This window comes from Tateyamaria sp. LSS28 (assembly GCF_059611725.1).
The window spans coordinates 224009-250195 of record NZ_JCAPFI010000001.1 but is presented as its reverse complement, the minus strand read 5'-3'; the positions used below and the strand labels follow the sequence as shown (position 1 = coordinate 250195).

24 protein-coding genes and 1 tRNA gene are annotated in these 26187 nt (G+C 57.9%); 9 read left to right on the top strand and 16 right to left on the bottom strand.

The features are described 5' to 3' along the window. Nucleotides 1-3: 3 nt before the first annotated feature. The 3 genes from AC53L6_RS01395 to AC53L6_RS01385 form a co-directional block, all read right to left on the bottom strand. Nucleotides 4-2136, bottom strand: a complete 2133-nt coding sequence (locus tag AC53L6_RS01395) for a TRAP transporter permease (RefSeq protein ID WP_496906531.1) — start codon at nucleotides 2134-2136, stop codon at nucleotides 4-6. A gap of 81 nt (nucleotides 2137-2217) precedes the next feature. After that, nucleotides 2218-3210: a TAXI family TRAP transporter solute-binding subunit gene (locus tag AC53L6_RS01390; RefSeq protein WP_299208738.1), complete on the bottom strand. Its 993-nt coding sequence runs from the start codon at nucleotides 3208-3210 to the stop codon at nucleotides 2218-2220. A 239-nt stretch (nucleotides 3211-3449) separates the two neighbouring features. Next, on the bottom strand, nucleotides 3450-4844 hold the full coding sequence (locus tag AC53L6_RS01385; RefSeq protein WP_496906530.1) for an aminotransferase family protein: 1395 nt from the start codon (nucleotides 4842-4844) through the stop codon (nucleotides 3450-3452). 394 nt (nucleotides 4845-5238) lie between these two features. Between AC53L6_RS01385 and AC53L6_RS01380 the strand changes: the two genes are divergently transcribed. The 3 genes from AC53L6_RS01380 (at nucleotide 5239) to AC53L6_RS01370 (ending at nucleotide 8453) form a co-directional block, all read left to right on the top strand. Continuing rightward, the gene (locus AC53L6_RS01380; protein WP_299208732.1) at nucleotides 5239-6246 is read left to right on the top strand and encodes a taurine ABC transporter substrate-binding protein; all 1008 of its coding nucleotides are present in this window, start codon (nucleotides 5239-5241) and stop codon (nucleotides 6244-6246) included. Nucleotides 6247-6339: 93 nt separating this feature from the next. Beyond that, complete coding sequence (locus AC53L6_RS01375; protein WP_299208729.1) at nucleotides 6340-7146, top strand: ATP-binding cassette domain-containing protein; 807 nt, start codon at nucleotides 6340-6342, stop codon at nucleotides 7144-7146. Beyond that, nucleotides 7143-8453 (top strand): ABC transporter permease, encoded by a 1311-nt coding sequence (locus AC53L6_RS01370; protein ID WP_496906529.1) that lies wholly within the window; start codon nucleotides 7143-7145, stop codon nucleotides 8451-8453. The genes AC53L6_RS01375 and AC53L6_RS01370 overlap by 4 nt, the downstream gene beginning before the upstream one ends. Before the next feature lie 51 nt (nucleotides 8454-8504). Here the strand turns inward: AC53L6_RS01370 and AC53L6_RS01365 are convergent, their stop codons facing one another. Further along, nucleotides 8505-10334, bottom strand: coding sequence for a capsular polysaccharide export protein, LipB/KpsS family (locus tag AC53L6_RS01365; RefSeq protein ID WP_496906528.1), 1830 nt, complete (start codon nucleotides 10332-10334; stop codon nucleotides 8505-8507). A gap of 239 nt (nucleotides 10335-10573) precedes the next feature. Here AC53L6_RS01365 and AC53L6_RS01360 point away from each other — a divergent pair, with 239 nt between their 5' ends. After that, complete coding sequence (locus tag AC53L6_RS01360) at nucleotides 10574-11035, top strand: GNAT family N-acetyltransferase (RefSeq protein WP_496906527.1); 462 nt, start codon at nucleotides 10574-10576, stop codon at nucleotides 11033-11035. Between the two features lie 42 nt (nucleotides 11036-11077). Then, nucleotides 11078-11154, top strand: a tRNA-Arg gene (locus AC53L6_RS01355). 15 nt (nucleotides 11155-11169) lie between these two features. Here the strand turns inward: AC53L6_RS01355 and AC53L6_RS01350 are convergent. The 3 genes from AC53L6_RS01350 to egtB all read right to left on the bottom strand — a co-directional run bounded on the left by AC53L6_RS01350 (nucleotide 11170) and on the right by egtB (nucleotide 14506). Then, a complete protein-coding gene (locus AC53L6_RS01350; RefSeq protein ID WP_496906526.1) occupies nucleotides 11170-11976 on the bottom strand; it encodes a phytanoyl-CoA dioxygenase family protein in 807 nt (268 codons plus the stop codon). A 296-nt stretch (nucleotides 11977-12272) separates the two neighbouring features. Beyond that, nucleotides 12273-13235, bottom strand: a complete 963-nt coding sequence (egtD, locus tag AC53L6_RS01345; RefSeq protein ID WP_496906525.1) for an L-histidine N(alpha)-methyltransferase — start codon at nucleotides 13233-13235, stop codon at nucleotides 12273-12275. Continuing rightward, nucleotides 13235-14506 carry an ergothioneine biosynthesis protein EgtB gene (gene egtB, locus AC53L6_RS01340; RefSeq protein WP_496906978.1) on the bottom strand — a complete coding sequence of 424 codons (1272 nt, stop codon included), beginning with the start codon at nucleotides 14504-14506 and terminating at the stop codon, nucleotides 13235-13237. The genes egtD and egtB overlap by 1 nt, the downstream gene beginning before the upstream one ends. Nucleotides 14507-14683: 177 nt before the next feature. Here egtB and AC53L6_RS01335 point away from each other — a divergent pair, with 177 nt between their 5' ends. After that, nucleotides 14684-15553 carry a LysR family transcriptional regulator gene (locus tag AC53L6_RS01335; protein WP_496906524.1) on the top strand — a complete coding sequence of 290 codons (870 nt, stop codon included), beginning with the start codon at nucleotides 14684-14686 and terminating at the stop codon, nucleotides 15551-15553. A gap of 3 nt (nucleotides 15554-15556) precedes the next feature. Here AC53L6_RS01335 and AC53L6_RS01330 read toward each other — a convergent pair whose 3' ends face one another. Together AC53L6_RS01330 and AC53L6_RS01325 are read right to left on the bottom strand one after the other, a co-directional pair. After that, entirely contained in the window at nucleotides 15557-16525 is a 969-nt protein-coding gene (locus AC53L6_RS01330; protein WP_496906523.1) for a DUF5666 domain-containing protein, read from the bottom strand. Further along, nucleotides 16522-17337 (bottom strand): DUF6502 family protein, encoded by an 816-nt coding sequence (locus AC53L6_RS01325; protein WP_496906977.1) that lies wholly within the window; start codon nucleotides 17335-17337, stop codon nucleotides 16522-16524. The genes AC53L6_RS01330 and AC53L6_RS01325 overlap by 4 nt, the downstream gene beginning before the upstream one ends. A 176-nt stretch (nucleotides 17338-17513) precedes the next feature. Between AC53L6_RS01325 and AC53L6_RS01320 the strand changes: the two genes are divergently transcribed. Both AC53L6_RS01320 and AC53L6_RS01315 read left to right on the top strand, forming a co-directional pair. Beyond that, the gene (locus AC53L6_RS01320; protein WP_496906522.1) at nucleotides 17514-18002 is read left to right on the top strand and encodes a fasciclin domain-containing protein; all 489 of its coding nucleotides are present in this window, start codon (nucleotides 17514-17516) and stop codon (nucleotides 18000-18002) included. 28 nt (nucleotides 18003-18030) lie between these two features. Next, a complete protein-coding gene (locus AC53L6_RS01315; protein ID WP_496906521.1) occupies nucleotides 18031-19962 on the top strand; it encodes a fasciclin domain-containing protein in 1932 nt (643 codons plus the stop codon). Nucleotides 19963-20022: 60 nt separating this feature from the next. Here the strand turns inward: AC53L6_RS01315 and AC53L6_RS01310 are convergent, their stop codons facing one another. Beyond that, entirely contained in the window at nucleotides 20023-21165 is a 1143-nt protein-coding gene (locus AC53L6_RS01310; protein ID WP_496906520.1) for an alpha-D-ribose 1-methylphosphonate 5-triphosphate diphosphatase, read from the bottom strand. Between the two features lie 34 nt (nucleotides 21166-21199). Here AC53L6_RS01310 and AC53L6_RS01305 point away from each other — a divergent pair, with 34 nt between their 5' ends. Continuing rightward, complete coding sequence (locus tag AC53L6_RS01305) at nucleotides 21200-21880, top strand: DUF1045 domain-containing protein (protein WP_496906519.1); 681 nt, start codon at nucleotides 21200-21202, stop codon at nucleotides 21878-21880. Here the strand turns inward: AC53L6_RS01305 and phnN are convergent. From phnN to AC53L6_RS01275, 6 genes are read right to left on the bottom strand one after another with little or no spacing between them, the layout of a single operon-like run. Continuing rightward, nucleotides 21862-22404 carry a phosphonate metabolism protein/1,5-bisphosphokinase (PRPP-forming) PhnN gene (gene phnN, locus AC53L6_RS01300; protein WP_299744497.1) on the bottom strand — a complete coding sequence of 181 codons (543 nt, stop codon included), beginning with the start codon at nucleotides 22402-22404 and terminating at the stop codon, nucleotides 21862-21864. The two genes, AC53L6_RS01305 and phnN, sit on opposite strands and share 19 nt — an antisense overlap. Beyond that, entirely contained in the window at nucleotides 22401-23084 is a 684-nt protein-coding gene (gene phnL, locus AC53L6_RS01295) for a phosphonate C-P lyase system protein PhnL (protein WP_496906518.1), read from the bottom strand. The genes phnN and phnL overlap by 4 nt, the downstream gene beginning before the upstream one ends. A gap of 43 nt (nucleotides 23085-23127) precedes the next feature. Then, the gene (gene phnK, locus AC53L6_RS01290) at nucleotides 23128-23898 is read right to left on the bottom strand and encodes a phosphonate C-P lyase system protein PhnK (RefSeq protein ID WP_299208692.1); all 771 of its coding nucleotides are present in this window, start codon (nucleotides 23896-23898) and stop codon (nucleotides 23128-23130) included. Continuing rightward, nucleotides 23895-24233, bottom strand: coding sequence for an NIPSNAP family protein (locus AC53L6_RS01285; protein WP_496906517.1), 339 nt, complete (start codon nucleotides 24231-24233; stop codon nucleotides 23895-23897). The genes phnK and AC53L6_RS01285 overlap by 4 nt, the downstream gene beginning before the upstream one ends. After that, nucleotides 24230-25099, bottom strand: a complete 870-nt coding sequence (locus AC53L6_RS01280) for an alpha-D-ribose 1-methylphosphonate 5-phosphate C-P-lyase PhnJ (protein WP_496906516.1) — start codon at nucleotides 25097-25099, stop codon at nucleotides 24230-24232. The genes AC53L6_RS01285 and AC53L6_RS01280 overlap by 4 nt, the downstream gene beginning before the upstream one ends. Next, complete coding sequence (locus tag AC53L6_RS01275; RefSeq protein WP_496906515.1) at nucleotides 25096-26187, bottom strand: carbon-phosphorus lyase complex subunit; 1092 nt, start codon at nucleotides 26185-26187, stop codon at nucleotides 25096-25098. The genes AC53L6_RS01280 and AC53L6_RS01275 overlap by 4 nt, the downstream gene beginning before the upstream one ends.

The following is a 26187-nucleotide window of genomic DNA, read 5'->3' as shown; positions in this document are numbered from 1 at the left end:
ACCTCAGGCCGTTTTTCGGCTGATCTGCAGTCCGCGGAACAGTAGTGTGCCACCGATGGCGATCCCGATCAGGTCGGTTTGCCAGGACCCTGAGATCATGCACAGCGCACCGGCAAGGAGGATCAGGCGGATCACTGGACCGGCCGGTCCGATAAACCAGCCCTGTACGGAGCCTGCCAACATGTAGACTCCAACCAGCGCCGTCACCATGTTGCGCAGGATGATGTACCACGGTGCCTCCATCAGCAGGCCGGGGCTGTAGAAGAACATGAACGGCACGATGAAGGCGGCAAGCCCGACCTTGAAGCTGGTGACCGAGGTGCGCATCGGTTCTGACCCGGCAATGGCCGCACCTGCATAGGCTGCCAGCGCAACGGGCGGTGTGATGGCTGAGACCACTGCGAAATAGAACACGAAGAAATGTGCAACCAAAGGCTCGATCCCGATCTCGATCAGGCCCGGGGCCACGACAGAGGCGGCAACCGCGTAGGCCGCAGTTGTCGGCATGCCCATACCCAAAATGATGGCGATCATCATGGCAAAGATGAGCGCAAGAAGCGTGCTTTGCTGAGCCAGATCGAACAGCAGGTTGGAAAAGCGCGCGCCGACGCCTGTCAGGGAAATGACCCCGACGATCAGACCGGCACAGGCGCAAACTGTTATGATCTGAATGCACATGCGCCCGCCAAGGCCAAGTGCCTCATAAATCTGACGTGGGCCCATGCGGTATGGCGTTAGCCAACTGACGACTGCGGCGCTGGCAATGGCAAGTGTCCCTGCCCGGATCACGGAGTAACCTGCAAAAAGCGCCCCGATCAGGATGACGATGGGCAGGAACAGATACACTTGGCGCACTAGGTCCTTCAGCTTGGGCAGCTCGTCTGCCCGCATGCCGCGCATGCCTGTCCTGCTCGCCTCGAAATCGACCATCAGGTAGATTGAGGCGAAGTAGAGGATGGCGGGGATCAGGGCTGCGACGACCAGTTCCGTGTACGGAATACCGGTGATCTCGGCCATGATGAAGGCGCCGGCGCCCATGATCGGCGGCATGATCTGTCCGCCGGTAGAAGCGGCCGCTTCGATCGCACCAGCTGATTGAGGGCGGTAGCCCACCTTTTTCATCAACGGAATGGTTAGCGACCCCGTGGAGACCACGTTGCCCGCCGATGTGCCGTTGATCATGCCCATGAGGCCAGAGGCCAGAACTGACACCTTGGCCGGGCCGCCGCGCGCACGTCCTGCCACGGCGAAAGAGAAGTTCACGAAATAGTCGCCCACCTTGGAGCTTTGTAGGAAGGCAGCAAAAACGATGAAGAGGATGATGTAGGTGGAGGACACCGCCGTTGTTGGACCCAACACGCCGTTGTCCGTAAACACATAGGTGAAGAAGCGCTTGGGGTCATAGCCGCGATGTTCAAGAAACCCGGGCATCCACGGCCCCATGAAGGCGTAGATCACAAACACAAGGGCGATGACGACAAGCGCCATGCCCGCCACCCGTCGCGTCATCTCGGCGATCAGCACGACGACAACAAAGGCTGCCCAGCCATTATTCGGATCGGCAAACGGGGTGCCTGCGCGCAGGCGTAGTGACAGTGTATCGAGGCTGAACAGGACAAACCCGAAGCTCGCGACTGTGGCGACGATCAGTGCGATATCGGAGATGGTGAGTTGATTTTGGCGCGCGGGATACACCCAGCCGGTGGCCACAGCCAACAGCGTTCCACCCGCCAACGTCCAGCCAAAGATGGCCATGGTCCATTCAGGTGGAGCGGATTGTCCGGGCTCAAAGAACCACATGGCCGCCAGAACAGAACTAAGCGCAAGGGACGTGGCGACGAGCGAGACCGCGCCCAAAGCGCGAGGAAGCCGACTGGGTGTGCCACCTTCTCGTGCCGGACGAACGGAAAGTGCGGAACTCAATACAAAACCGAGGATCAGTGCCCCTGCCACATGCATGATCCGAAATGTCCATGTTTCGAGCGGGGCGATGTTCAGCACGTAGAGGTGCCAGGCACTGTACAGCGCGCACAGCAAAAAACCGACTTTCGCCAGCCACGTTGTGTTTTGCAGGTCTGGCGAATTGTCGACCTCTGAAGGCAACTTGATGTCAGAAGCGGCTTGCGTGTCGGTCATTTTTCGTATCCCTCGGCACATGCAAAAACGCACCCTGCCATCAGACAGGGTGCGCCTGCGGTGTCAATCGGCGTTCAGGCCTTAGCCCTCAAGTTCGTCGGGGATATCGAACCCGTTTTCCTCGAACCAGCGCACGGCGCCGGGGTGCCAGGGAATGAAGGTATTCTTGTCGAAGTTTTCGGGCAGTGTTTCAACTGCGGCTTTGTGGATCTCGACCATTTTCGCGTTGTTTGTCATCACTGTCTTGACGATTTCGTAGACCATGCTTTCCGGCAGATCTGCATGTCCAACCGCAAAGTTCCACATGGAAACACTCAGCTGTTCTTCGGGTTGCGATGGATAGGTGTTGGCCGGAATCGTGAAGTCAGCAACGGGTTGCGATGCAATGACGGCTGCCTGTTCCTCTTCGGTGAAGCCGAAGAAAGTCACGTCGGTTTGTGCGTCCAACTGGCTGAAGGCGGGGAAGGGCAGACCACCTGCCCATGTTTTAACGTCGATCAAACCGTCCTGAAGTTGACCGGCGAGGTCAGAGGCCCCGCCATTGCGGAACTCGACGTCTTTGCCCATATCTGTGAGGATACGCGGCCAATAGGTTCCGGGTGTCCCTCCGGCCGGGCCAACGCCGACAACGGCCCCATCCGGGATATCTGCAAAGCTGGTAATGCCTGAGCTCGCAAGCGTCATGGCATGGAACCCTGTCTTGTACATGGGAAAGAGCGCACGCAGCTGGTCGTGTTTCAAGCCGGGGGCCAGTGCGCTGTTGCCGTTGATGGCGTCAAACGCAGGACCCATGGTGACCATACCCATGTCGAGGTCACCGGTTTGCACCAGAGCGGCGTTCTGGACAGGTCCGCCGGTCACCTCTGTGCCTCCGGGGATACCCAGCGCTTCGGACACCATATTGGCCCATCCGGCACCGTACACGAAGTATGTGCCACCCTGGCTGGCTGTGCCGACGGAAAAGCTGTCGGGCCAGTCGCTCTTGTCTTGGGCGGAAGCAACAGTACCGACCAGGCCGATCACACTGGCGAACGCAAGGGCTTTGACGCCCTTCAGTTTGAGCAAAGCAGTCATTAATTCCTCCAGTTAATGTGGCGCCATGCGCTGGCGCTTATTTTTTGTTATCGATTGAAGGTATATCTGTGGTTGTTCAAAACAAGAGGAACAGGGGATGTCTGGCCGCCTTCACGTGGTATTGACCGGTGTTGTTCACTCACTGTTGCGCTTGGTACAATGTTCGCGGGACGCGCATCGCCATCCAACAAAAAAAGGCAGGGTCTCCCCCGCCTTTCTACTAAGCTTTTAGAGTTTGATCAGCCAAACACACGTGTGAGTGCACCATCCACCGCACCGACGATCTGGTCGATATCGTCTTTGGTCGCAATCAGTGCGGGTGAGAAACACAGTGTGTTGTTCTTGCCGGGCAGGGAGCGGTTGGTGGCACCAATGACCACGGCCTGCTTCATGCAGTCGCCGACAACGGCTTGTACCATTTTCTCATCCGCCGGGTCGCGGCTGTCGCGGTCTTTGACCAGCTCGGCACCAAGGAACAGGCCTTTGCCACGCACGTCTCCGATGACTGCGTGCTTGTCTTTCAACTCCGCCAGCTTGTCGAGCATGTAGTCGCCCATCTGCGTCGTGTTTTCGAGCAGGTTCTCATCCTCGATGATCCGCATGTTTTCGAGTGCCGCCGCCGGGCCTGCCGTGCAGCCGCCGAAGGTGGAAATGTCGCGGAAATAGTTCATCGGATCGGTGGTATCGTCCTTGAACATGTCGAAGACTTCGTTGGTCGTGGCCAGGCACGAGATGGCGGCGTAGCCCGAGGCGACGCCTTTGGCCATCGTCACCATGTCCGGTTTGATGCCGTAGTGCTGGTAACCGAACCACGTGCCGGTGCGGCCCACACCACAGACGACTTCGTCGATGTGAAGCAGTATGTCGTACTTCTTGCAGATCTCCTGCACACGCTCCCAATAACCTTCTGGGGGTACGATCACACCACCGCCTGCGGTGACGGGTTCGAGGCAGAGCGCACCCACTGTGTCGGGGCCTTCGCGCAGGATAACTTCTTCGATCTGGTTCGCGGCCCATTCGCCGTAGTTCGCCTCGGGCGCACCGTCTTGTTCGTGCTTGCGGTATTCGAGGCAGTGCGGCACGCGGATGAAGCCGGGTGTGTATGGCCCGTATTGCGCGTTGCGTTCGTCCTGTCCGCCAGCGGACAGACACGCGATCGTGGTCCCGTGATAGTCGCGGTCGCGGTAGAGGATCTTGTGCTTCTTGCCGCCATAGCGCTTGTGCGCAATCTGACGGACCATCTTGAAGGCTTTCTCATTCGCTTCGGACCCGGAGTTGGCGTAGTAGACGCGGTCGAGCCCGGGCATCTTGGTCAGCAACTTCTCGGCAAAGAGCGCACCAGGGATCGAGCCTACGGTGCCGCCGAAGAAGTTCATTTTGACGATGGCGTCGCGCACGGCGTCGCCCATCGACTCGCGGCCATAGCCCACGTTTACCGTCCAGACACCACCGGACACCGCATCAATGTGCTCGATACCCTTTTGATCCCAGACACGCAGGCCCTTGCCTTCGATGATGATCTTGGGATCAGCACCGGTAAAAAAGGGTTGGTGCTGTACCAAATGGTGCCAAACATTTGCGCGGTCGGCTTCGATCACGCGGCTCATGTCGTTTTCGTTGAACGTACCGTCCATGGGGTCAACCTTTCGAGAGAGAGTGCGGCCCATGAAACAAAGGGCCAATCAAGCTTGCTGACGCGTACAATCGCTGAGAATCTGGTCGTAACAGTAGGGCCAGTTTGTGCCGACAAGTAAAGCCAGTTGATGTGGCTTTGGGTGTATCTTTGTAAGGGTGCCGTTCGAAATCCCCTTGTTTTCATGGGGCTGCCCGGAATTTGGGAATCCGAAAGACTTGGTTCACCTGCACAGAATTATGACAGAAGTCCCGATTTTACGTTGATCCGGGCGAGATTATCGGCTCGGATCACGCCAGCGCCGCGGCAGGCCGCGTGCGACCAGAGGCGGAACACCGCCCGACATGATCCAAAAACGGACCTGACAGGTTCGTGGAAAACACGGGAGTACTAAGATGACATTCAAGACAAAGCTGATGGGTGCTGTGGCAGCCACTGCAATGCTGGCGGGCGCACAGGGCGCCGTGGCAGCGGGCCATGGTGGTGAAATCACGGTTGCCTACTTCCTGGAATGGCCGATGCCTTTCCAGTTCGCCAAAGAAACCGGCATGTATGAAGAAGCCATGGGTGGCACCAAGATCAACTGGGTGAGCTTCGACACAGGTACCGCGATGTCGGCGGCCATGGCGTCGGGTGACGTTCAGCTGTCCGTAAGCCAAGGCATCCCGCCCTTCGTGGTCGCGGCCTCTGCCGGTCAGGACCTGCAGGTGCTGGACGTGGCTGTGTCCTATGCGGACAACGACAACTGCGTCGTGCGCGCCGACCTCGAAATTGACAAGGACAGTACTGCCGAGCTCGCTGGTAAGAAAGTAGCTGTTCCGCTGGGCACCGCGGCCCACTACGGTTTCCTTAAGCAGATGGAGCACTTCAACGTCTCCCTCGATAGCCTTGAGGTCGTCGACATGGCACCGCAGGAAGGCGAAGCTGCGCTGAGCCAAGGTGCGGTTGACATGGCCTGTGGTTGGGGTGGTGCGCTGCGCCGCATGCTGAACTCGGGCAACGTGCTGCTGACCGGCGCGGAAAAAACCGAGCTGGGCATCCTGGTGTTTGACGCGACAACCGGTCCGACATCCTTTGTTGCTCAGGAAGCTGAGCTTGTGTCGCAGTTCCTGTCGGTGACGGCAGCGGCCAATGCGATGTGGGCTGATGAAGCGAACCACGCCAAGATGCTGCCTGTGATCGCGAAAGACGCTGGTATGTCCGAAGATGACGCGGCGGCCACGTTGTCGACTTTTGTCTTCCCAACTGTTGATGACCAGCTGAGCAGTGCATGGCTGGGTGGCAACGCGGCGACCTTTATGAAGGGTGTCGCGGACGTCTTTGTTGCATCTGGTTCGATCGACGCGGCGAAAGCTTCCTACACAGACAACGTGAACGCAGAGCCTCTTTCGGCTGCTGAGTAATCACGTTTTGTTTCGGGGTGGGCACTGGATATAGTGCCCACCCTTTTTCGCTCTGACCTCAGAGCGACCCACCCTGGCAAGAGGGGGCACCAATTGTCTGGACTTCTCATAAATGATATTTCGATGCGCTTTGATCTGCCGAATGGCGGGCATGTGCAGGCGTTGAAGAACGTGACGCTGGACATCAAATCCGGTGAACTGATGAGCGTGCTTGGCCCTTCGGGCTGTGGTAAAACCACGCTTCTGAACATTGTTGCGGGCTTTCTCGCTCCCACCGAAGGCAACATTCAGCTGAACGAAGAAGTGGTGCACGGCCCCGGTCCGGAACGCGGCATGGTGTTCCAGCAAGGCGCGCTGTTTGAATGGATGAGCGTGCGGGACAACGTGAGTTTTGGCCCTGACATGAAGGGCATGAGCCGCGCCGAAAGCAAGGAGAAGGTGGAACACCTTCTGGATGTGGTTGGCCTGCAGGACTTCAAGGAAAAGGCGGTTTACGAACTGTCCGGCGGGATGCAGCAACGTGTGGCCCTGGCCCGTTGTCTGGCAAATGACCCCGATGTCATCCTGATGGACGAACCCTTGGGCGCGTTGGACGCGCTGACCCGAGAAAAGATGCAGAGCCTTGTGCTGGACCTGTGGAAGGATACGGGAAAGACGATCATTCTGATTACGCACTCCGTCGAAGAGGCGTTGCTGTTGGGTGAACGCCTGCTGGTGATGGCCCCGCGTCCGGGTCGTGTGCACAAAGAATACCGCCTGCCATTTGCGGATATGGGCGTCGGCAACGATCTACGTGAAGTCAAGAAGCACAAAGACTATGGGCCGACGCGGGAAGAAATTCTCGAGATGATCTGGAACATGGAAGAAGAGATTATGGGCCGTACGGAGGAAAGCGCATGACTGGGTTACTTGTTCTTGCGCTGTATGTTGGCGCATTTTTCGGATCGTTCTTCCTCGCAAAGGCCGTGTTCAAAAGCGCCTTTGAGAAGAAGGGCTTTAACAAGCTGAAAACCGTTACCTTTGGTGACGAAAGCGCGATTACGGCAAACCGAGTGGCCTCTGTCATCTCGGTAATCACGGTGTTCTGGTTGTGGGTAGCGTTCACCAACTCTGTTATTCCGTTGCCCAAATTTCCAGGGCCGTTCTCGGGTGATATGAGCTTTACCTACACAGCACAGCTGGAAGATGGCACCACCGACGACGCGACTGTCACGATGCGGGTTTATCGTGAGGACATTCAACAAACCCTTGATGATGAGGGTAACCCGGGACGCGAGCCCGAAGCGGCCGAGGTCGAGCCGGGTGACGGGTTTGCCAAGAATGACAGCCTGACCGTCGCCCGCTATTCTTTCAAGGTGGTCAACGTTTGGGCCAATGACGAGGTGTCGAAGAGAGACGGTTCGTCTATCCTTGCCATCAATGGGGAGCCTATCGCGCCTGGTGAGTCGATCAAGGTGGGCGAAGGCACAATTGGCCTGACGGACAAGGGTACGCCCACGTTCGAGCCAGCTGTGGGTCTGCGCATGGCACGTCTTTACCTGCCTGCACCCGAAGTCGTGTTCCAGCGCTTCATCTGGCTGAACAAGGAAGGCTATCAAGGCTACACCCTGCTTGAGCACACCTGGTTTTCGTTGAAGCGTGTTGTTCTAGGGTTTCTCATCGGTGCAATTGTCGGTGTTCCGATTGGTTATGCGATGGGTCTGACGGGCTGGGCGCGGGGTTGGTTTGATCCGATTGTCGAGTTCATGCGCCCCATTCCGCCCCTTGCCTTGATCCCGCTGATCATCATCTGGTTCGGGATTGGTGAGGTCGGTAAGGTTGTCTTGCTGTTCCTAGCGGCATTGTGGATCATGATTATCGCAGCGCGGTCCGGTGTTTCCGGTGTGGCCATTTCAAAGGTCCATGCGGCCTATTCATTGGGCGCGTCGAAATGGCAGATTCTGTCCAAGGTCATTGTTCCCAACTCGCTGCCCGACATCTTCACCGGTGCGCGGGTGGCTATGGGGGTGTGTTGGGGCACAGTTGTTGCGGCAGAGCTTGTCGCCGCCAATGTTGGCCTCGGCAAGATGATCGTGACGGCGTCCAAGTTTCAGCTGACCGACATCATTATCGTTGGCATTATTATCATCGGTGTGATCGGGTTTGCCATCGAAGTTGGCATGCGTGCGCTGGAAAACTGGCTGATCCCGTGGAAGGGTAAGGTCTGACCCGGGCCAAACCGGTAGAGTTTGAAGACGGCGCCCGATGTGGCGCCGTTTTTATTTGCAGTGTTGGCTCAGGTAACTTGTCATTGCTGCCCGTGTGTTCGCCCGAATATCGGTGCGGTGATAATCCTCGACAAATCGGCCATAGAGTTGTTCGCCTGCAAAGAAGGGGAAGGTTGTGTCATGTTCGATCTGTGGCAGGACGCCACTGGACAGGAAAGCCTGAACATCCTGCGTTGCCAACCCGTGGGTTCGCTCGCTGGGTCGGGCGCTATCGTGGATTTGTTGCCAAACAAGGAACCGCGCCGCTTCGCGCGCCAACGCACCCCAGTATTCTCCATGGATGTCGACGCCACAGATGGTGCCGCGGTGGTAGTGCGCATTCATGCCCACATAGTCTCCGTGTGACGCGGCTTGAACCACTGAACATCCTTTGACGTGATCGTTCTGGACGCGCAGCGCGGCGATCATTCGATCAAGGAGGGCACGGTCCTCCGGCGCAATTGCATCGTGATCGCGGGACAAGCAGCGCTTGATCCAGAACCCCGGCCCGAAGGTTGAGCTGCGTCGTCGATCGCCCGGGTAAGTCGCGAGCCAGCGGCCTGCATGTTGCAGGAGTTTCTGACGCGAGCGCCCTTGCGCACCTGCAATTTTCTTATCAAGCCGAGGACCAGGAGCGTGTGACAGGATTGCGATCCCATCCTCGGGCCATGCTATCAGGCAACGGTTCGCTTGACAGTCGCTATCAGCAAACGTTTTTTCCAGTCTGAATAGTTCGCCGTTCAAACTGCGTACCGTGTGTGCGCTAGCCTCGTTGAAGAAGCGCTTGATCACGACCCTTTCGCCATTCAGCTTTGCGCTGAACACCCAGCTTTTGGATGAGAATTTGAGGGTTTCGAGAATGCGAACTGATCGGACACCGGGACGATCTTTCAAATAACGGGTTAGTGTCTTCGCCGCTCTGATCGCATTGGATGCACGTTCGAATTCCCAAGGACCAGCGCGCAAGCCCAGCCGGTCCGGTGAAAAACCCTGATTGGTGAAGGCCTGAAGGATATCCATGTCCAAACCGGGATGGTCCAGGGCGAGGCAAAAGGTGCTGAAGTACCAGTACAGAAAGTGTTGGTAATCATGTTGCGCAGACAGCGCACGAGTAAGATGGTCGTGGAATTTTTCGGGATCGATTACTGTTTCGCATACGTGGTGGAAGTCCGACTTGCCGAACAGAATGGCGGGCTTGTGATGAAGGAAACCTTCCAGTGCCACGGCCGAATTAAATGTTACTGTGACAGAGCACGCAGCCAAGATGTCGTGGATGTTTGCGTGTGTTGGGATCAGTTTCAAACCTTCGGCTTGCAGGGCATGGATCATCTGCTGTTCAGCCTTGGGGTTGAAAGACGGGTGCGCCTTGATCACCACCGGCCGATCCTTTGCCTGAGCGGCGACACTGCGTACCATGACCTCAGGATCGCAATGTGCGGTGCCCCAACGTTGTGGTGTGTCACCTTGGAGGAAGATGGCAACACAACCTTCCGGGATTGCGCTACGCTCTTTCGGCTGGTCATAGCGAGACCACCTTCTTTCGACAAAACGGTGTTGCAGATTGTCCAAGAGTTTTTTTGCTTGCCCTTGATCGATTGTCGCTGGATCAAAACGGGCATGCCCGGCAGAGCTGTGGGCCAGCACGCCGCGCGGATCAAGATGGTAGAACGGCGGCAGGTAAGCGAGTGTAGTGTTCAGCACGCCTGGTTGTTGGACCAGCCCGTTTTCGACGATGTGTAAGCAATCCGATTCCAGCAGGTCGGACCAATCCGTTCTAAGCGGATCGCGCAGGCGTTCGTCGCGACTGCGCACCTCGATGTTGCCCCCTCTTGCCGCGATCAAATCCTGAATACGCGCATGCAGCCCGAGGTATGGCTAGTGATAAAAGGTTCGCGAAAACCTGTGGGAAAGGTGAAGGACGACTTTGGACGTTACGGATCGTTTGGCTCGTGCTGGACTGATGTTGCCTTTGGAGTAGCGGCTTTTGCGTTGCCTGTCCAAAACTGCATTAACGTTCGCCGTCAGACGAAGGACATGACTTTTTTAAGTTTCAAATCCCTGATGCCTTCACTACGTTCGCCATGATGATTGTCATCGATTTGGATACCCCAGCCAACGCTGACGTACAGGCGCTGCTTCTGCGCCATTTTGAGCTGATGCGTGCATCGTCGCCTGAGGAAAGCTGTCACGTTATGGAACCTGGCACTTTGCTGGAGCGTGATGTGGCACTGTTTGCTGCACGCGAAGGTGGGATTGTCATGGGTGTGGGGGCAATGGCCATCATTGAACCCGGCCATGGCGAGTTGAAATCGATGCACACGGCAGCCGAAGCGCGGGGACGTGGCGTGGCGCGCGCCGTGCTGAAGGCGTTGCTGGACCACGCACGGGGCATTGAACTGACCCGCGTCAGCCTTGAAACAGGATCGGAGGATATGTTTGCGCCCGCCCGCGCGCTTTACGCAGCGCATGGATTCACCGAGTGCCCGCCCTTTGGCGACTATGTTGTGGATCCACTGAGTGTTTTCATGACACGGCAGCTTTGAACGCTTGCCCTGTAGGCCGCACTGCGGCATGACAACACCAGCGGTCCCTTAGCTCAACTGGATAGAGCAGCTGACTTCTAATCAGCAGGTTGAGGGTTCGAGTCCTTCAGGGATCGCCACTCTTCACAGCGCTGTCATGCGATCTCACGATCAAGCAGGACTGGAAACCAGTCTTCGCGCAAACGTTCGCCATCCTTCATGTTGTGGCCTGGGAAGGGAGGGGAGGTTGGTCCCGGGCGCGACACGTAACGCGCGTCATCTCCAACGAGGCGCAGAGAGAAGGCGCGCCTGCGATTGGCGGTTTGATTCCCCCGCGCACCATGCAGCGTCATGAAGTTGAAGGCGACAGCATCACCAGGCTCCATCTGCCATTCGCGTACGTCCATACCCTCGACATCGGGATCTGGCACAGGCTGATATGCGTCTTCATCCGGGTAGAAGCTTGTTTCGGCCAACCAACGGGTCGGCAGTACTGGTTTTTTCCAACGCTGTGATCCAACAACGCACCGCAGCGACGCGTCCTCAACAGGATCGAGCGGTGACCAGAAACTGACGGTCTGCCGTCCTTCTACGAAGTAGTACGGCCCGTCCTGATGCCACGGAGTTGGCTTCGAGGTTCCCGGCTCTTTTACCAGAACATGGTCGTGAAACATCTGGACACGGGACGAGCCCATGAGCTCGGCGGCAACTGCTGCAGCCTCTGACGCATGGATCACTTCCTTGAACTCCGGGATGCGGGTCCAGTTGCAATAGTCGTCAAAGAACCGGCCTTCTTCGCCCTTCTTCAGGTTTTCCGCTGCATAGGGTCCGGGCTCCTCCATATTGCTTGCCACGCCTGCGCGCAGTGTTTCGACGAAAGGGGCAAACAGCCCACGGATCAGAACAACGCCGTCTCGCTGGTAGGCGGTGATATCGGAGTTTGTTAGCAGTGGGTGCGTCATTGCGGTTTCCCGTGTCTTTGGCGAAGGTCTCCATCTCTTGTACGATACAAAAGCCTTGGCGGATATTACCGTGATCCATCAATCCCCCTTGGCCTTCACCACGCGGTGCCTGCCAATGCCAGCCTACGACAGCCATAGGGCTTTCCTTGGTCGCCGATAAATCTTGCCAGCCGCAGCATGGCGTGACTTCAGTTCACAATCGACGGAACAACTGAGCGCGGTTACCCACCTTTATGAGATCGAGGTGGATAACCGGTGCAAGTGATTTTGCAAACCGTTTGCGTGCTGTGCATCCGTCACATGCGAGGCGTGAGAACGACTACTGAGAACCTGTCGGCCGCATCCGCGTAACGCACCGCAACGTCCCATCCGGCACTTAGCGCAAGAGCACGCAAGCTGTCGGGTGTGTATTTACGGGCCGCGCTGACATGGATCGCTTCCTCTGCTTCAAATGCGACGGTCGTTCCAGCGAGTGTAACGTTCTGATCGCGGGACGAGACAAGATGCATGTCGATCCGTGCCAAGGCTGGATCCCAGCTGGCTCGGTACTTGAATGCTTGGGTGTCGAAATTTGCACCCGCTTCTCGGTTCAGTCGCACAAGGATGTTTCCGATGAACTTGGCGGTGATGCCTTGGGCATCATCATACGCTGCTACAAGATCACTGATATTTTTGACCATATCCATGCCGACGATGAATGCGGTGACCCCATTCCAGGCACGGACCCCTGTCAGTAGAGCCTGTGCACGGTCAGGCGTGAGGTTGCCAATCGTCGACCCGGGGAAAAAGCCAACTTTGGGAATGCCTGCCAGGTCATCAGGCAATGTGACCGGGGCCGAGAAGTCAGCAACCACCGGTGCAATGCTCAAGGCTGGATAGCGGTTTTGAAGATCATTCGCTGTCTCCATCAGGAAATCCCGCGAGATATCGACAGGCACATAGCTGCCGAAATGCGACCCGACATCCAGCAATGTTCGGGTTTTGACCGACGCGCCTGATCCCAGTTCAACGAGTGCACCATTGTGCGGGACGAGAGCAGCCAGCGCCGCAGCGTTGTCGCGGAGAATACCCGCCTCGGTTCGTGTGGGATAATACTCGGGCAGCTGCGTGATCTGTTCAAACAGCGCACTGCCATTATGGTCGTACAACCATTTTGGGCTGAGTGATTTTTGCGGTGCAGTCAGGCCTGCAATCGCATCTGTGATCAATGCATTGGTTTTTGTTGAATCACGTGCCGCAAGTTGGAGTGTGCCGTCCATTACGATACATCCCGTGCCAGGCGCAGGCCCAACATTTGCCAGCGTTGATGAGGGTAGAAGAATGTGCGGTATGTTGGCCGCATCTGCTCGCGTGGTGTCGCGCAAGACCCACCGCGCAGCACGCGCTGATTCACCATGAACTTGCCGTTGTATTCGCCAAGCGCCCCCTCGGGTGGTCGGAAGCCCGGATATGGGCTGAAGTCCGACGCAGTCCATTCCCAAACATCACCCCAGACGCCTGGACCTGGTAGGGGCCGCAATGCTCCGGTCGCGCCTGCGTCGCCCATCAGATTGCCTTGGATGGGAGTGTCGCGAAAGGCGATCTCGTGTTCAGCCTCCGTTGGTAAACGTGCGCCAGCCCATCGTGCAAAGGCCTCTGCTTCGTAGTAGCTGACATGTACAACCGGGGCATCGAGGGCCACCGGTTGCGGACCGCGCAAGGTGAAGGTCCACCATTCATCGTCTTGTTGCCACCAATACAGGGGGTGTGACCACTCCTCCCGCTGGGCGACGGCATGTCCCTCCATCAACCAGTGCCGGGTGTCATCATAGCCATTGTCTTCCATGAATGTGATCCAGTCCCGGTTGGTGACGGGGCGATCGGCGATGTCGAACGGGGCAACATAGGTTTTGTGGCGCGGCCCCTCACAATCATATGCAAAGCCGATCCCATCATGCCCCATCTCAACAAGGCCGCCATCATATCGGGTAAAGGTGAGCGGTACTTCGGATGTGACGGGAAGCGGTTCGGGGTCTTTGTAGACCGGCAGAAGTGGATTGAAGCTCAGCCCGTGCAGCAAGTCCGTGACCAGCAACTCCTGATGTTGCATCTCGTGGTGGCAGCCCAACTCGACCAGAGCGGCAATATCATCGGCATCATCACGGGAGGCTGCCAACAGGTCTTCCAAACTGTCTTCGACATGTGCGCGGTATGCCTGGACTTCCTGAACGCCAGGGCGCGATACCAACCCCCGCCGGTCACGCGCGTGACGTGGTCCGGCCTGCGTGTAATACGAATTGAACAGAAACGCGAAGCGATCATCGGGGGATGTGTAGCCCGGCATCCTTGGTTTCAGAATGAACTCTTCAAAGAACCAAGTGGTGTGGGCGAGGTGCCATTTCGCTGGTGAGGCGTCTTCCATGCTTTGCAGCATCATGTCTTCGGCGGTTAGGGGGGCAGCCAACGCGTCGGTGCGCGCGCGCGTGCGGGAAAACAGGTTCGTTACCTCGTTTGGTGCCAGAGAAGGGGAGAGTGTGGTCATGACTGCGATGTTCCTTGGGTGGCGAAGGGTACGTTCATCTCATCTGTTTGTCTGAGCCCATGTTGTCAGGAATTGGCGACAGAACCACAGGCCACACAGGAAAGTGTAGTGCGTTGATTTTCCGTGCGATGCAGCGAATAGTTCAGCATGGCGGATCGGCAACGATCCGCTTGGATGGAGGTCGCGATGAATTGGGATCATATGCGCATCTTGCTGGCACTTCATCGGGCGGGCAGCCTGCGTGGTGCTGCAAGCGCGTTGAAAGTCAATCATGCCACAGTCGCAAGGGCACTGGAGGGGGCGGAGTATAGTCTTGGTACCCGCTTGTTTGATCGATCCGCACGCGGTTTGGCCTTGACCCAACCCGGTGAGTTACTGCTTCCGCATGCCCAGGAAATGGAGCAGCGGATGCTGGAAGTGCAGCGCCGCCTGACTGGTTTGGACAGTGTTCCCAGCGGCATTGTGCGGGTCAGTTTGCCGCCCTCATTTGGTCACGGCTTTTTCGTGTCGATACTGGCAGAGTTCACGGAACTTTTTCCGGATATTCGCATTGATGCGGTGGCGACCAACAAGATTTCGGACCTGTCGCGACAAGAGGCAGATGTATCAATCCGCGCGGCCAGGCAGATCGATGATGATCTGGTGGGGCGCAGGATGGTTGACTACGTCAATGCCGCATTTGCTAGGCCCGATTACATATCAGCCCATCCTGATTTGGTATCTTCGCTCGGAGAGGGTGCGCACTGGATCGGTTGGGGGTCTGATGATGCTTGGATTGCGCAAACGCCACTGCCAAAGGCGACGCCGCGCCACAAGTTGCCGGAAGTCTTTATGCAGACCGAGGCCGCGGCAGCGGGCTTGGGTATGGCATGGGTGCCCGCTTTTCTTGGTGACACGCATCCGGATTTGGTGCGTGTTCCAGGCGTGCCGGTTGGTCCGGGGCGAAGTATTTGGGTGCTGATGCATGGGGATCTTCGCAACAGCGCGCGTGTCCGCGCATTTGTTGATTTCATTGCAGAGTGGATCGCCGCCCGAAGGTCGATGTTTACCGCCTAGCGGTCAGCGCGTCGTGACTGTTCGTGCGCGATCACCCGAAAGCGATGCGGCGCTGCTTTTGCCATCGGCTGGGCGCAAGAGTGACGCCCTCTGGCCTTGCGCCTCGGGTACAAGAACGGCACGGCGTGCAACGAACCGGCCAGTGTAGGGGCCAAAGTACACTGCTCGGTTGTCAGCGAAACTGGCCAATTGGAGGCGTTGGTCAAAACTGTGACCCAAGCCGGCCAACCGGAACCCGGGGGCATTTGACACCGGTTCAAGATACCCCTCTACCGACAGCTGTCGCAAAGTACCGCCACCTTCCCGGAAACGTCCAAACCGCAGCGAGTTGACCTGAAGGGTCCCGTGGGTGAATTGCCCCTTGGCAACCACGAACTGCCCGGCAATCAAGCTTTGCCCGCGAGGTGGAGCAATCGGCGTTTGGCCAATACTCCACCCCTCGGCCGCTGATCCTTCAAGGACGCCTGAGACACTATCTTCCTGGCTGGATGTGCGTTGCATCAGGCTTGTTTGTACCGATCCATCGGCTTGCCAAATCCCACTCACAGTGACCCGCTCGCCGACCTGTGCATTGACACTGTCAGCACCGTGCAAAGTTGTGCTGTTGACCGAAAAACCGGATCCGTGGCGCAACAGCACCCCGGTCAGCGGATCATCGATGTCGATGCGTTTCGCTTCGAACCGGCCGAGCCGTGCGCGGGCCAGCATTGTAAGGGTGCGACCGGGTACGAGCAGAGTGTCGTTGGTTCGTGCATTTGCGGAAAAAATACGAGTCGCGGATGTCACCTCGACCCGCAGGCCGTTCACAAGCACACTGCCGGTGCCTGTCATCAAACCAACAATCCCGGTGCCGCCGATGCCTCCCTCAAAAGGATCGTCGCCGAGTTGCGACGTTGAGATGGCTGGAGAGCAAGCGGTCAGTGCGGTGCCGCCCAACAGCCCAAGCGTGTTCCGTCTGGTCAAGCGCGTCACGTGTCTTGGGCCTTCTCTTCTATTTCCGCGTCTGCAGCGTCTTCTCGATAGAAGTAAATGCCCAGTCGGTAGCGTTGTCGAGGGCCATCATGCCCTTTGCTGGCATGGTGAAAACCACTCGACTGCTTGTTCAAGTCTTCAAGAAGAGCCTGAGCCTGCTGGCGCGCTGCTGTTTCAATCGCGTCCACCGAGTCTGGTGGAAGTTGGTTGTAGAACACGGCACGTTCGAAGAACGGAGGGGTGTCGGCAAGCAGGTTTTCTGTTGCCGCTGCCAAATGGTCGCCCACATTTGCAGCAAAGAACGCTTCCTTGTCCGGCGCGTTACCAGTTCCGACGACGGCTTCTGCTTTAAGGTGTAGCAAGCCATCACTGGTTTCGGTCACCAAGCCTGCAAATTGCAGTTCATCCAATACAGTTCGCGGTCGCACATCTCGGCTGACGGATCGCACAAGCGTTTCAAAGTTCACGGCGTCATCTGACTGTCGCGGCAGTGGTATTGGTGCGCCATTTTTGTCGGTAAAATCAGGTGCGGACATCCATTGCCCAATCACCGTCGCAAGAAGCGCACTGTTGCGGCGAGTCTGGCCGGTCGTATCGGTGTATTCAGCTTTGATGGTCCGGATGTCTTTGCGGTGCACGCCTGTCAAAAGGGCGATCCGGCTGTCGGTCAAAGGTTTGTCATCCAGACGGAATGACTCTTCTGCAACCTCGACATAGACCCGTTTCAGCAAGCTGTAGATTGCTGGGGCGGTCAAACCGCGTGCAATCATTGTGCGCACCAGTGGTCGCAGTAACCCCCTGAGAACACGCATAAATGCGTCGGATGCGTTGGTTTGCTCGCTTCTTGCCATACTTCGACAATATCGCGCGTGGAAAATTTTTCCACGTAAAACCTTGAAATCTGGCGGGCCTGCGTCATTTCGCCATGCGTGGGAAATATTCCCACTTTCTATCCGGCCCCGCGCCATACCTTTGAGGAGACACACCTATGAAACGCCGTTCCTTTATGAAAATGACCGCCGTCGGCGCGGCCCTTGCCACTCTGGGCGCATGCGCCGAGACGAACACTCAGCCCGATATCGTCGATACCGCAGTCGCTGCTGGATCGTTTAACACATTGGTTGCTGCCGTGCAGGCCGCCGATCTGGTCGATACGCTAAAGAGCCCCGGCCCATTCACCGTTTTCGCGCCCACGGATGAAGCGTTTGCTGCACTGCCCGCAGGCACCGTCGAAAATCTGTTGAGGCCCGAGAACAAAGATCAACTTGTCAGCATCCTGACCTATCACGTTCTGCCGGGACAAACCCTGTCGTCCGATCTTGCCGGTCAACGTTTGAGCGTCGCCACCGTGAATGGCGCCAACGTCCACATCGATGGTCGCAACGGCGTGAAGGTTGAAAAGTCCAACGTGATTCAGGCAGACATTCTGGCCTCGAACGGTGTGATCCACGTCATCGACCGCGTGCTCATCCCCTGATTTTCACAAACCGGAAGGACTGTGACAAATGTCAATGAACATGTTCACTTTTACCGGTTTTGCGGAAAGCGACCTGACCCAGGGCAATCTGGGTCACGGTACGGTTTTCACGCAGCCGGCTGTTGCGACACTCGAATTTGCCGTGTCCGATAATGATCCGTTCCTAAGTGGCGATTTCCTGGATTTCTCTCTGGATCGCCACGGACAGAACGCAGCGATCACATCTGCTGGCGAAGACATCGGCAATGGTGGCCGACTTTATGCTGAGCGGGTGTTCCATCTTCAGGACGCAGACGGCAACCAGTATGCGTTGGTTGAGATCGAACAAGAGCATAATAGAACGGATTTCTTCACCTATCGCGGGCCCGTGCCTCCGGCGGGGACCGAACTGACAGTTGTAGGCGGTGTAAACGTCGGCCATGTGCGGTACGAAGATCTGGGCGCAGGAGACACCACGCAAAACATCGTTGCGATTGCTGCGGGATCTGACGATTTCAACATCCTTGTTCAGGCGTTGACCGCCGCGAACCTTGTCGAAACGGTACAGAACCTGGACGATATTACGGTGTTTGCACCGACGGATGCGGCTTTTGTCCAATTGGCGGTTGATCTGGGATTTGACGGCGACACGTCGGACGAAAATGCCGTCTTCGGTGCAATTGCAGAGGCATTGGCCGGGCTGGCCCCAGATGGGGACCCAATTCCACTTCTCACGGATGTTCTACTCTATCACGTGGCAGCGGGCGCCAGGTCAGCCGAGGACATCGCAGCGGCCGGAGCCGTTGACACTCTTCTGTCCGGCGCGTCTTTTGCTGCTGACGGCAGTGAATTGATCGACGCCGAGCCGGACATCGAAAACCCCAACATCGTTGTGCCCGATATTGCCGCCACCAATGGCACGATCCAGGCCATCGACCGTGTGCTCTTGCCCATCGACATTCCGGGGAACACGCCGGAACCGGAGCCAGTGTCAACTCTGGCCGGGCTTGTTGCGGCGAGTGGCGGGGTGTTTGACGCAGACAGCACAGACTTTGATATCCTGTTGAATGCGGTACAGGCAGCAGGCCTTGCCGGCGCACTGGATGATCCAGAGGCGGATCTCACGGTCTTTGCCCCCAATGACGCGGCCTTTGTTGGGTTGGCGCAAACCTTGGGCTTTGATGGATCGGACGAAGGTGGCGCCTTTGCCTACATCGTGGATGCGCTGACGTTGTTGAGCGCGGGCGCTGATCCAATCCCGCTTTTGACGGACATCCTGCTTTATCATGTCTCGCCAGGGGCGCAGGATGCAGAAGCCGTGCTGGGCGCGTCTACGTTGGATACGCTTCTGGGGGCAACGCTTGGGGTCGACGGCACGCAACTGGTCGACAACGACCCTGACCTGGCCGATCCAAACATCATCGAGGTCAACCTTGAAGCTTCAAACGGCATCGCGCACGTGATTGATGGCGTGTTGCTTCCTGTTGATGTGCTACCGGACAACGGGCCAGGGCGTGTCGATTTCATCATCGACGGTGATGGCCGATCCTTCAATTTCACCGGCGCGAATGACGACTTTGTCTTTGGCCGAGGTGGGAATGATCTGATCGCACTTGGTCGCGGCAACGATGTTGGCCTGGGTGGTGATGGCCATGATGGCTTGCGAGGTGGTCGCGGCAACGACACCCTGGACGGCGGTGCCGGGCATGATCGCTTGATCGGCGGGGCGGATGACGACGTTCTGACGGGTGGCGCGGGCCAAGACATCTTTGTGTTCGGCCGCCACAATGGCGATGACATCATCACCGACTTTACCCAGGACGAAGACACAATCGTGCTGCGCGGTTTCCGCGACCATTGGGACATCATGGACTTCGTAGAAGACGGTGAAACCGGCGCGGTCGTGAGCTTTGGGCGAACCACCATCACGCTGGAAGGGGTGAGCGCCGATCTGTTGTCGACGGACGATTTCCTGCTCTAGGCACCGGGGTCGTCAAAATCCAAAGCGGTCGGCATCTCGGTGTCGGCCGCACTTTGCGGGTCAAGCCACCTGCCGCCCAAGGCTGAACACCTCGCGGGCTACGGCACCGCCATCCATTTGCGCAAAGCGAACGAGATCGGCTCGTTTGCCCACTACAATCTCTCCCCGATCCTCAAGCCCGACTGACTTGGCAGGTGTGCGGGTGACGGTTGCGATGCCGCGCGCCATATCGCCCCACATGTTCCCGAGTTGGACCGCAGACATTAACAGCGCGGCTGGCACGTAGTCCGATGACAGAATGTCCAGAAGGTCACGTTCAGCCAAGTCTTTGGCTGCAACATTTCCCGAGTGGGACCCGCCCCGCACCAGGTTGGGTGCGCCCATGATGATGGCGATGTCTTTGTCTCGACACATTTCTGCGGCTTCCACGGTGGTCGGAAACTCGGCAACTGCGACGCCATGCCTTGCGGAAGTGGTCACTTGGTCAGATGTCGTATCATCATGGCTGGCAAGGACCGCGCCCAGTCGACCTGCCTCGGCAACCGCCGCCGCCTCGTGCTTGGCTCCCAGCCTGTCCTGCAAATCTTGCAACTTTTCGACATGGGCGGCGAACTCGTCTTCGGTGAGGTTGTTCTTGCCCATGACATAGGCTTTCATTTTGTCGATGTCGCGGAATTGGCGTTGACCGGGGGTGTGGTCCATCAAGCTGACGATCCCGACCCGGTCATCGGGCGTGAACTCTGCGAGCTCGTCTGTAAGGGTTTCCGAACAGATTTCGGCACGCAAATGCAGAAAGTGACTGATCTTGAGAACGCCTTGCGCGCGCAGGGCCAGCATTTCGGATGACAATTCGCGCGCATATTTGAGATACCGCCCCTTGCCGGATGGTATCGACCCGACACGCATGGCGTCGAAGACGGTGGTAATGCCAGTGCCCGCAAGTTCCCGATCATGTGCCAGGATCGCCGGTCCGTGCGGCCATGGCACTTTGGGACGTGGTGAGATGTGTCGCTCAAGGTTGTCGGTATGCAGTTCGATCAGTCCCGGCGCGAGGAAATCGCCTTCACAGTCCAAAGCCCCTGCAGGCACTGACGTGCCCGTGCCAATTTCGGAAATCAGGCCATCGCGCAGCACGACATGCCCTGTGACCACTTCTGTCGGTAACACAAGCTTGGCGTTGGCGAGGATCGTGTCTTGTGTCATGTGCCTGTCATCTCGAACTGGAATTGGGTGGGATATGTTTAAGCGCTACGCCATCTACTACACGCCCGAACCGGGTACGCCGTTGGCTGATTTCGGTGCGAGATGGCTGGGATGGGACAGCGCCAGCGGAGTTGGGTGCACGCACCCTGACGTCGGCGATCTGGATGTGGCTGCGGTGACGGAAACCCCACGTAAGTATGGGTTTCACGGGACGATCAAGCCGCCCTTCAGGTTGGCGGAGGGACAGACTTTGGATGCATTGAATACGGCACTGGCTGTGCTGTGTGCGGATGCCGCGACCGTGTCGCTCGATGGCCTTGAACTGGCGCGCCTCGGGCGTTTCCTTGCTCTGGTTCCAAGTGGTGATGCCAGTAGCCTTGGTGTTTTGGCTGCCCGCGCTGTGCAAGAGCTTGACGTTTTTCGCGCGCCGCCGACTGAAGCTGAACTGGCCAAGCGCCGTAGTGCAAACCTGATGGCTGAACAAGAGGCGCATCTTGTGCGCTGGGGCTACCCTTATGTGCTGGACCAGTTCCGGTTTCATCTGACACTCACCGGCAAACTGGACAAACCTACTATTTCGCAAGCAGAGACCGTCTTGACTCCGGCTTTGGCGGGATTGGAGTTGTCGCCCTATCGGATAGACGGCCTGACCCTGCTGGGAGAAGATGAGAACGGACTGTTTCATCAGATACATCGCTACGCCCTGACCGGATAAAGCGCGTTCAATGCCTTTTGAACGGTGGTTTCCAACGCGCCCGAATTGTCGATGATGGTTGCCCTGATGCCGTCCGGAAGGCCCGCACCAACCCGTGCAAGGCGCGCTGCAATGTCGGCATGGTCCTCGCGCCCACGGGCCGCCAGACGACGCGCCAAAACGTCAGGATCTGCTGTAAGGGCAAAAACAATCAAACCGGGAAACCGAGATTGCGCCTGCGCTAACACTCCGCGCGACAAGTTGGCCAGCATGTCCTGACCTGACGCGAGGCATGCATCAACCGATGTCGGAATCCCATAGGATAATCCATGCGCTGTCCAAGACAGGGCAAATGCCCCATCGTGCTTCATCGTCTGAAACGTCGCTTCTGAAACACCGTCAAACACCTCGCCCCCCGACATTGCGGGGCGGGTGATCACTCTGCGCACTAGGCCAAGCCTGGGGGCGGCCTTGGACATGGCGTCCATCACGGTGTCCTTGCCAACGCCAGATGGCCCAACAACGGCGATGAGACGCCCGGTCATGCTGCCCGCTCCGGCGTAAAGAGGCTGACATCAACCTCGCGATCACAGACCTGCGCGCGCGCGGCTTCATCGTGGAAAATGCCGATGATGGCCGCTCCGCGTGCCTTTGCGCGCTCAATCAGCTCAAGCACGACGGCGCGGTTCGTTGCATCAAGGCTCGCTGTGGGTTCATCAAGCAGCATGGCCGGATAGTCATATGCAAAACCACGCGCGATGTTCACCCGCTGCTGTTCACCACCGGAGAAGGTTGTCGGACTAAGCGACCAAAGCCGTTCTGGTATGTTCAGCATCATAAGAAGGTCGCGTGCCCGTGCGTCAGCCTGTTCAGCGTCAACACCGACGGCGCGCAACGGCTCGCTGACGACGTCGATGGTGGGCACACGGGGGACCACGCGCAAAAACTGACTGACATAGCCCAGCGTCTCGCGCCGCAGCGCCAGAACGTCGCGTGGCGGGGCCGACGCGACATCGACATCTCCGACCATAATCTGCCCGGCCTGTGTGGTGTAGTTGCCGTAGATCATGCGCATCAACGTCGATTTTCCGGCGCCCGATGCGCCGACCAAGGCCACGCACTCGCCAGCGCTCGCCGTCAGGGATGCGCCGTGCATGACTGGAATGACTGCGCTGCCTTGATTGTGCAGAACAAAGGATTTGGCGACGTCTTCAACTCTGATCATGTTCATCTTCTTCTTGCCAAAAGCTTCGGGTTTGTCCTGCTCGTCACACCTGCAACACACTCGACACCAGCAATTGCGAATAGGCGTGTTGCGGATCATCCAGCACCTGATCGGTCAGCCCCGTTTCGACCACATGCCCGTCCTTCATCACCATCAACCGGTCAGCGAGCAGGCGCACAACGGCCAGATCATGGGTCACAATGATCGCGCTCAAACCCATCTCGCGCACCAACCCGCGCAGCAGATCCAACAACCGCGCCTGCACCGAGACGTCCAGGCCGCCGGTTGGTTCATCCATGAAGACCAGTCGCGGACCCGTCACCAGATTGCGCGCAATCTGTAGCCGCTGTTGCATGCCGCCCGAGAACTGTCGGGGGCGGTCGTCGATGCGGTCAGCAGCAATCTCGACCCGCCCCAGCCAATCAATGGCCTGATCGCGGATGTCGCCGTAATGGCGCGCACCCACGGCCATCAGGCGTTCACCAACATTCCCGCCAGCACTGACGTTCATCCGCAGCCCGTCTCGGGCGTGCTGATGGACAAAGGCCCAATCGGTACGGCCGAGCATGCGCCGTTCCGGCTCACTCATCGTGACAGTGTCGCGCATTCCGTCTGTGCGCGTATTGAACAGCACCTGGCCAGTGTCGGGCGGCAGGTGACCGGCCATGCAGTTCAGCAGGGTCGACTTGCCCGACCCACTTTCGCCAACGATGCCCATCACCTCACCAGGATACAGATCAAAGCTTACATCCGCGCAGCCCACACGTTGCCCATAGAACTTGGACAGCCCTTCGACCTGCAACAATGGCGTCATTGGTCTTCTCCAATCGCTGCGCTGAACGCGGTTGGCGTCAAAACAATGTCTTCGATCCCCAGCACGAATGTGCCGTGCTGTGCAGCAGTTTCTTTCTTGATCCGCGCCCAGTCTTCATCGGCCATGAAGGCGGCCCATCGATCTTTCATCTCGGCCTCGTCCTGCCAAGCCAGCAGGTAGACAAAGCGCAACCGGTCCTCAGTTTGCTCTGTCCACATTGCTTGGATACGAAACCCATATGTCTTCATCAGCCGCGCCGCATGGTCGCGAAAACGGTCGAGGAACGGCCCCGCATTCTCTGGTGGAACGTCATAGATACGCAATTGATTGATCATACTGCATCCTCCTGAAGGGGTGTTCCTTCAGCGCCCACATGACCCTTGGCCCGGCGCGCGCCGCAGTAGTACGTGTCGGAACACATAAAAATGCGCCCGCCCGTGTCGTCGACGATCAGCTCGTCCAAATAACTGTCCGTCGATCCACACAACCCGCATGGATGGTCGGCTTTGGTCGCCTCGAATGGATAGTCTTCAAAGTCGAGGCTGACCACCTGCGTGTAGGGCGGCAGCGCATAGATACGCTGTTCTCGCCCGGCACCAAAGATTTGGATGGCAGGCATATTCAGCTTGGGATTGTCGAACTTGGGGATGGGGGACGGGTCCATCACATAACGCCCTTCGACTTCGACCGGGTAAGCATAAGCCGTGGCGATGGCTCCATGCGCGCTGATGTCTTCGTACAGCTTCACATGCATCAGGCCGTAATCCTCAAGGGCGTGCATCTTGCGGGTCTCAACCTCAGACGGCTCGAGAAAACGCAGGGGCTCGGGGATCGGCACTTGGTACACAAGAATCTGATCTGCTGTTAGCGGTTCTTCAGGAATGCGGTGGCGGGTCTGGATAACCGTGGCGTCTGTTGTGGCCTCTGTCGTTTCGACATCTGCCGTGCGTTCAAAAAAGCGTCGAATGGATACGGCGTTGGTCGTGTCATCAGCGCCTTGATCAATCACCTTGAACACGTCTTCTTGGGTCATGACAGCGGCAGACACCTGCACTCCGCCGGTGCCCCAGCCATAAGGCATTGGCATTTCGCGGCTGGCAAAGGGCACCTGGTAACCTGGAATAGCTAAGCTCTTGAGGATCGCACGTCGGATCATGCGTTTGGTTTGTTCATCCAGATAGGCAAAGTTGTAGTCCGTCACTCGGCGGCCTCCTGCTGCTGGTTACATCCCATTGCCTCGCGCCGTAACTTGCGGATCAGTTCAAGCTCGGACTGGAAATCCACGTAGTGGGGCAGTTTGATGTGCTCCAAAAAGCCAGTCGCCTGGATATTGTCAGCATGGTACAGGACGAATTCCTCGTCCTGCGCAGGTGCCCCCACATTGTCTTCGCCCAGCTCTTCCCACCGCAGCGCCCGGTCTACCAGCGCCATAGAGATCGCCTTGCGCTCGGACATGCCGAACACCAGCCCATAGCCACGCGTGAACTGAGGTGGCTCCGTCTTGGACCCTTGGAACTGGTTCACAGTCTCGCATTCTGTCAGTTCAATTTCGCCAATCTCGATCGCAAAACCCAATTCGGGGATATCCATCTCGAGCGCGCAGGTGCCAATGCGGAGTTCGGCTACGAATGCGTGATTGCGGGCGTATCCACGCTGGGTCGAATAAGCCATGCCAAGGATGAACCCTTCGTCCGCTCGCGTCAGAGATTGCAGGCGCAGCGCCCGATCCGCCGGCAATTCGAGGGGTTCCCTTGTTAGATCCGGCGGACTTTCCGCGCCCTCCGGTTCCGGCTGGATCAACCCCTCGCGGTCCAGATAGGACATGATGTGCGGCTTGGGGCCATCACCGCTTTGGCGTTCGAGCGCGCTGGGCACATCCCCATCGGCGGCCAGTTTGAAGTCCAGCAGCCGGTGTGTGTAGTCAAAGGTGGGGCCCAGAACCTGCCCCCCCGGCGCGTCCTTGAACGTGGCCGACACGCGGCGGTCGCAGGACATGCTTTCGGTGTCCACCGGCGCCGATCCACCAATTCTGGGCAGCGTGGTGCGATAGGCGCGGATCAGAAAGATCGCTTCGATCATGTCGCCGCGCGCTTGCTTGATTGCGAGCGCAGCGAGGTCCGGGTCATAGAGCGAGCCTTCGGCCATGACGCGGTTTACAGCCAGTCTCAATTGTCCCTTGATCTGCGATACCGACAACTCTGCAATGTCTGTTGGCCCGCGCCGTTCCTCGGCCAGCCAGGCGTGGGCTGCGTCGATGGCTTTTTCGCCCCCTTTGACTGCAACATACAT

Coding starts and splice junctions, on each gene's coding strand:
- AC53L6_RS01380 (WP_299208732.1), top strand. CDS start 5,239: ATGACATTCAAGACAAAGCTGATGGGTGCTGTGGCAGCCACTGCAATG.
- phnN (WP_299744497.1), bottom strand. CDS start 22,404: ATGACCGGGCGTCTCATCGCCGTTGTTGGGCCATCTGGCGTTGGCAAG.
- AC53L6_RS01370 (WP_496906529.1), top strand. CDS start 7,143: ATGACTGGGTTACTTGTTCTTGCGCTGTATGTTGGCGCATTTTTCGGA.
- AC53L6_RS01315 (WP_496906521.1), top strand. CDS start 18,031: ATGTCAATGAACATGTTCACTTTTACCGGTTTTGCGGAAAGCGACCTG.
- AC53L6_RS01390 (WP_299208738.1), bottom strand. CDS start 3,210: ATGACTGCTTTGCTCAAACTGAAGGGCGTCAAAGCCCTTGCGTTCGCC.
- AC53L6_RS01305 (WP_496906519.1), top strand. CDS start 21,200: ATGTTTAAGCGCTACGCCATCTACTACACGCCCGAACCGGGTACGCCG.
- AC53L6_RS01285 (WP_496906517.1), bottom strand. CDS start 24,233: ATGATCAATCAATTGCGTATCTATGACGTTCCACCAGAGAATGCGGGG.
- AC53L6_RS01325 (WP_496906977.1), bottom strand. CDS start 17,337: ATGCGTGTTCTCAGGGGGTTACTGCGACCACTGGTGCGCACAATGATT.
- AC53L6_RS01320 (WP_496906522.1), top strand. CDS start 17,514: ATGAAACGCCGTTCCTTTATGAAAATGACCGCCGTCGGCGCGGCCCTT.
- AC53L6_RS01335 (WP_496906524.1), top strand. CDS start 14,684: ATGAATTGGGATCATATGCGCATCTTGCTGGCACTTCATCGGGCGGGC.
- phnK (WP_299208692.1), bottom strand. CDS start 23,898: ATGACGCCATTGTTGCAGGTCGAAGGGCTGTCCAAGTTCTATGGGCAA.
- phnL (WP_496906518.1), bottom strand. CDS start 23,084: ATGATCAGAGTTGAAGACGTCGCCAAATCCTTTGTTCTGCACAATCAA.
- AC53L6_RS01360 (WP_496906527.1), top strand. CDS start 10,574: ATGATGATTGTCATCGATTTGGATACCCCAGCCAACGCTGACGTACAG.
- AC53L6_RS01310 (WP_496906520.1), bottom strand. CDS start 21,165: ATGACACAAGACACGATCCTCGCCAACGCCAAGCTTGTGTTACCGACA.
- AC53L6_RS01275 (WP_496906515.1), bottom strand. CDS start 26,187: ATGTATGTTGCAGTCAAAGGGGGCGAAAAAGCCATCGACGCAGCCCAC.
- AC53L6_RS01350 (WP_496906526.1), bottom strand. CDS start 11,976: ATGACGCACCCACTGCTAACAAACTCCGATATCACCGCCTACCAGCGA.
- AC53L6_RS01395 (WP_496906531.1), bottom strand. CDS start 2,136: ATGACCGACACGCAAGCCGCTTCTGACATCAAGTTGCCTTCAGAGGTC.
- egtD (WP_496906525.1), bottom strand. CDS start 13,235: ATGGACGGCACACTCCAACTTGCGGCACGTGATTCAACAAAAACCAAT.
- AC53L6_RS01385 (WP_496906530.1), bottom strand. CDS start 4,844: ATGGACGGTACGTTCAACGAAAACGACATGAGCCGCGTGATCGAAGCC.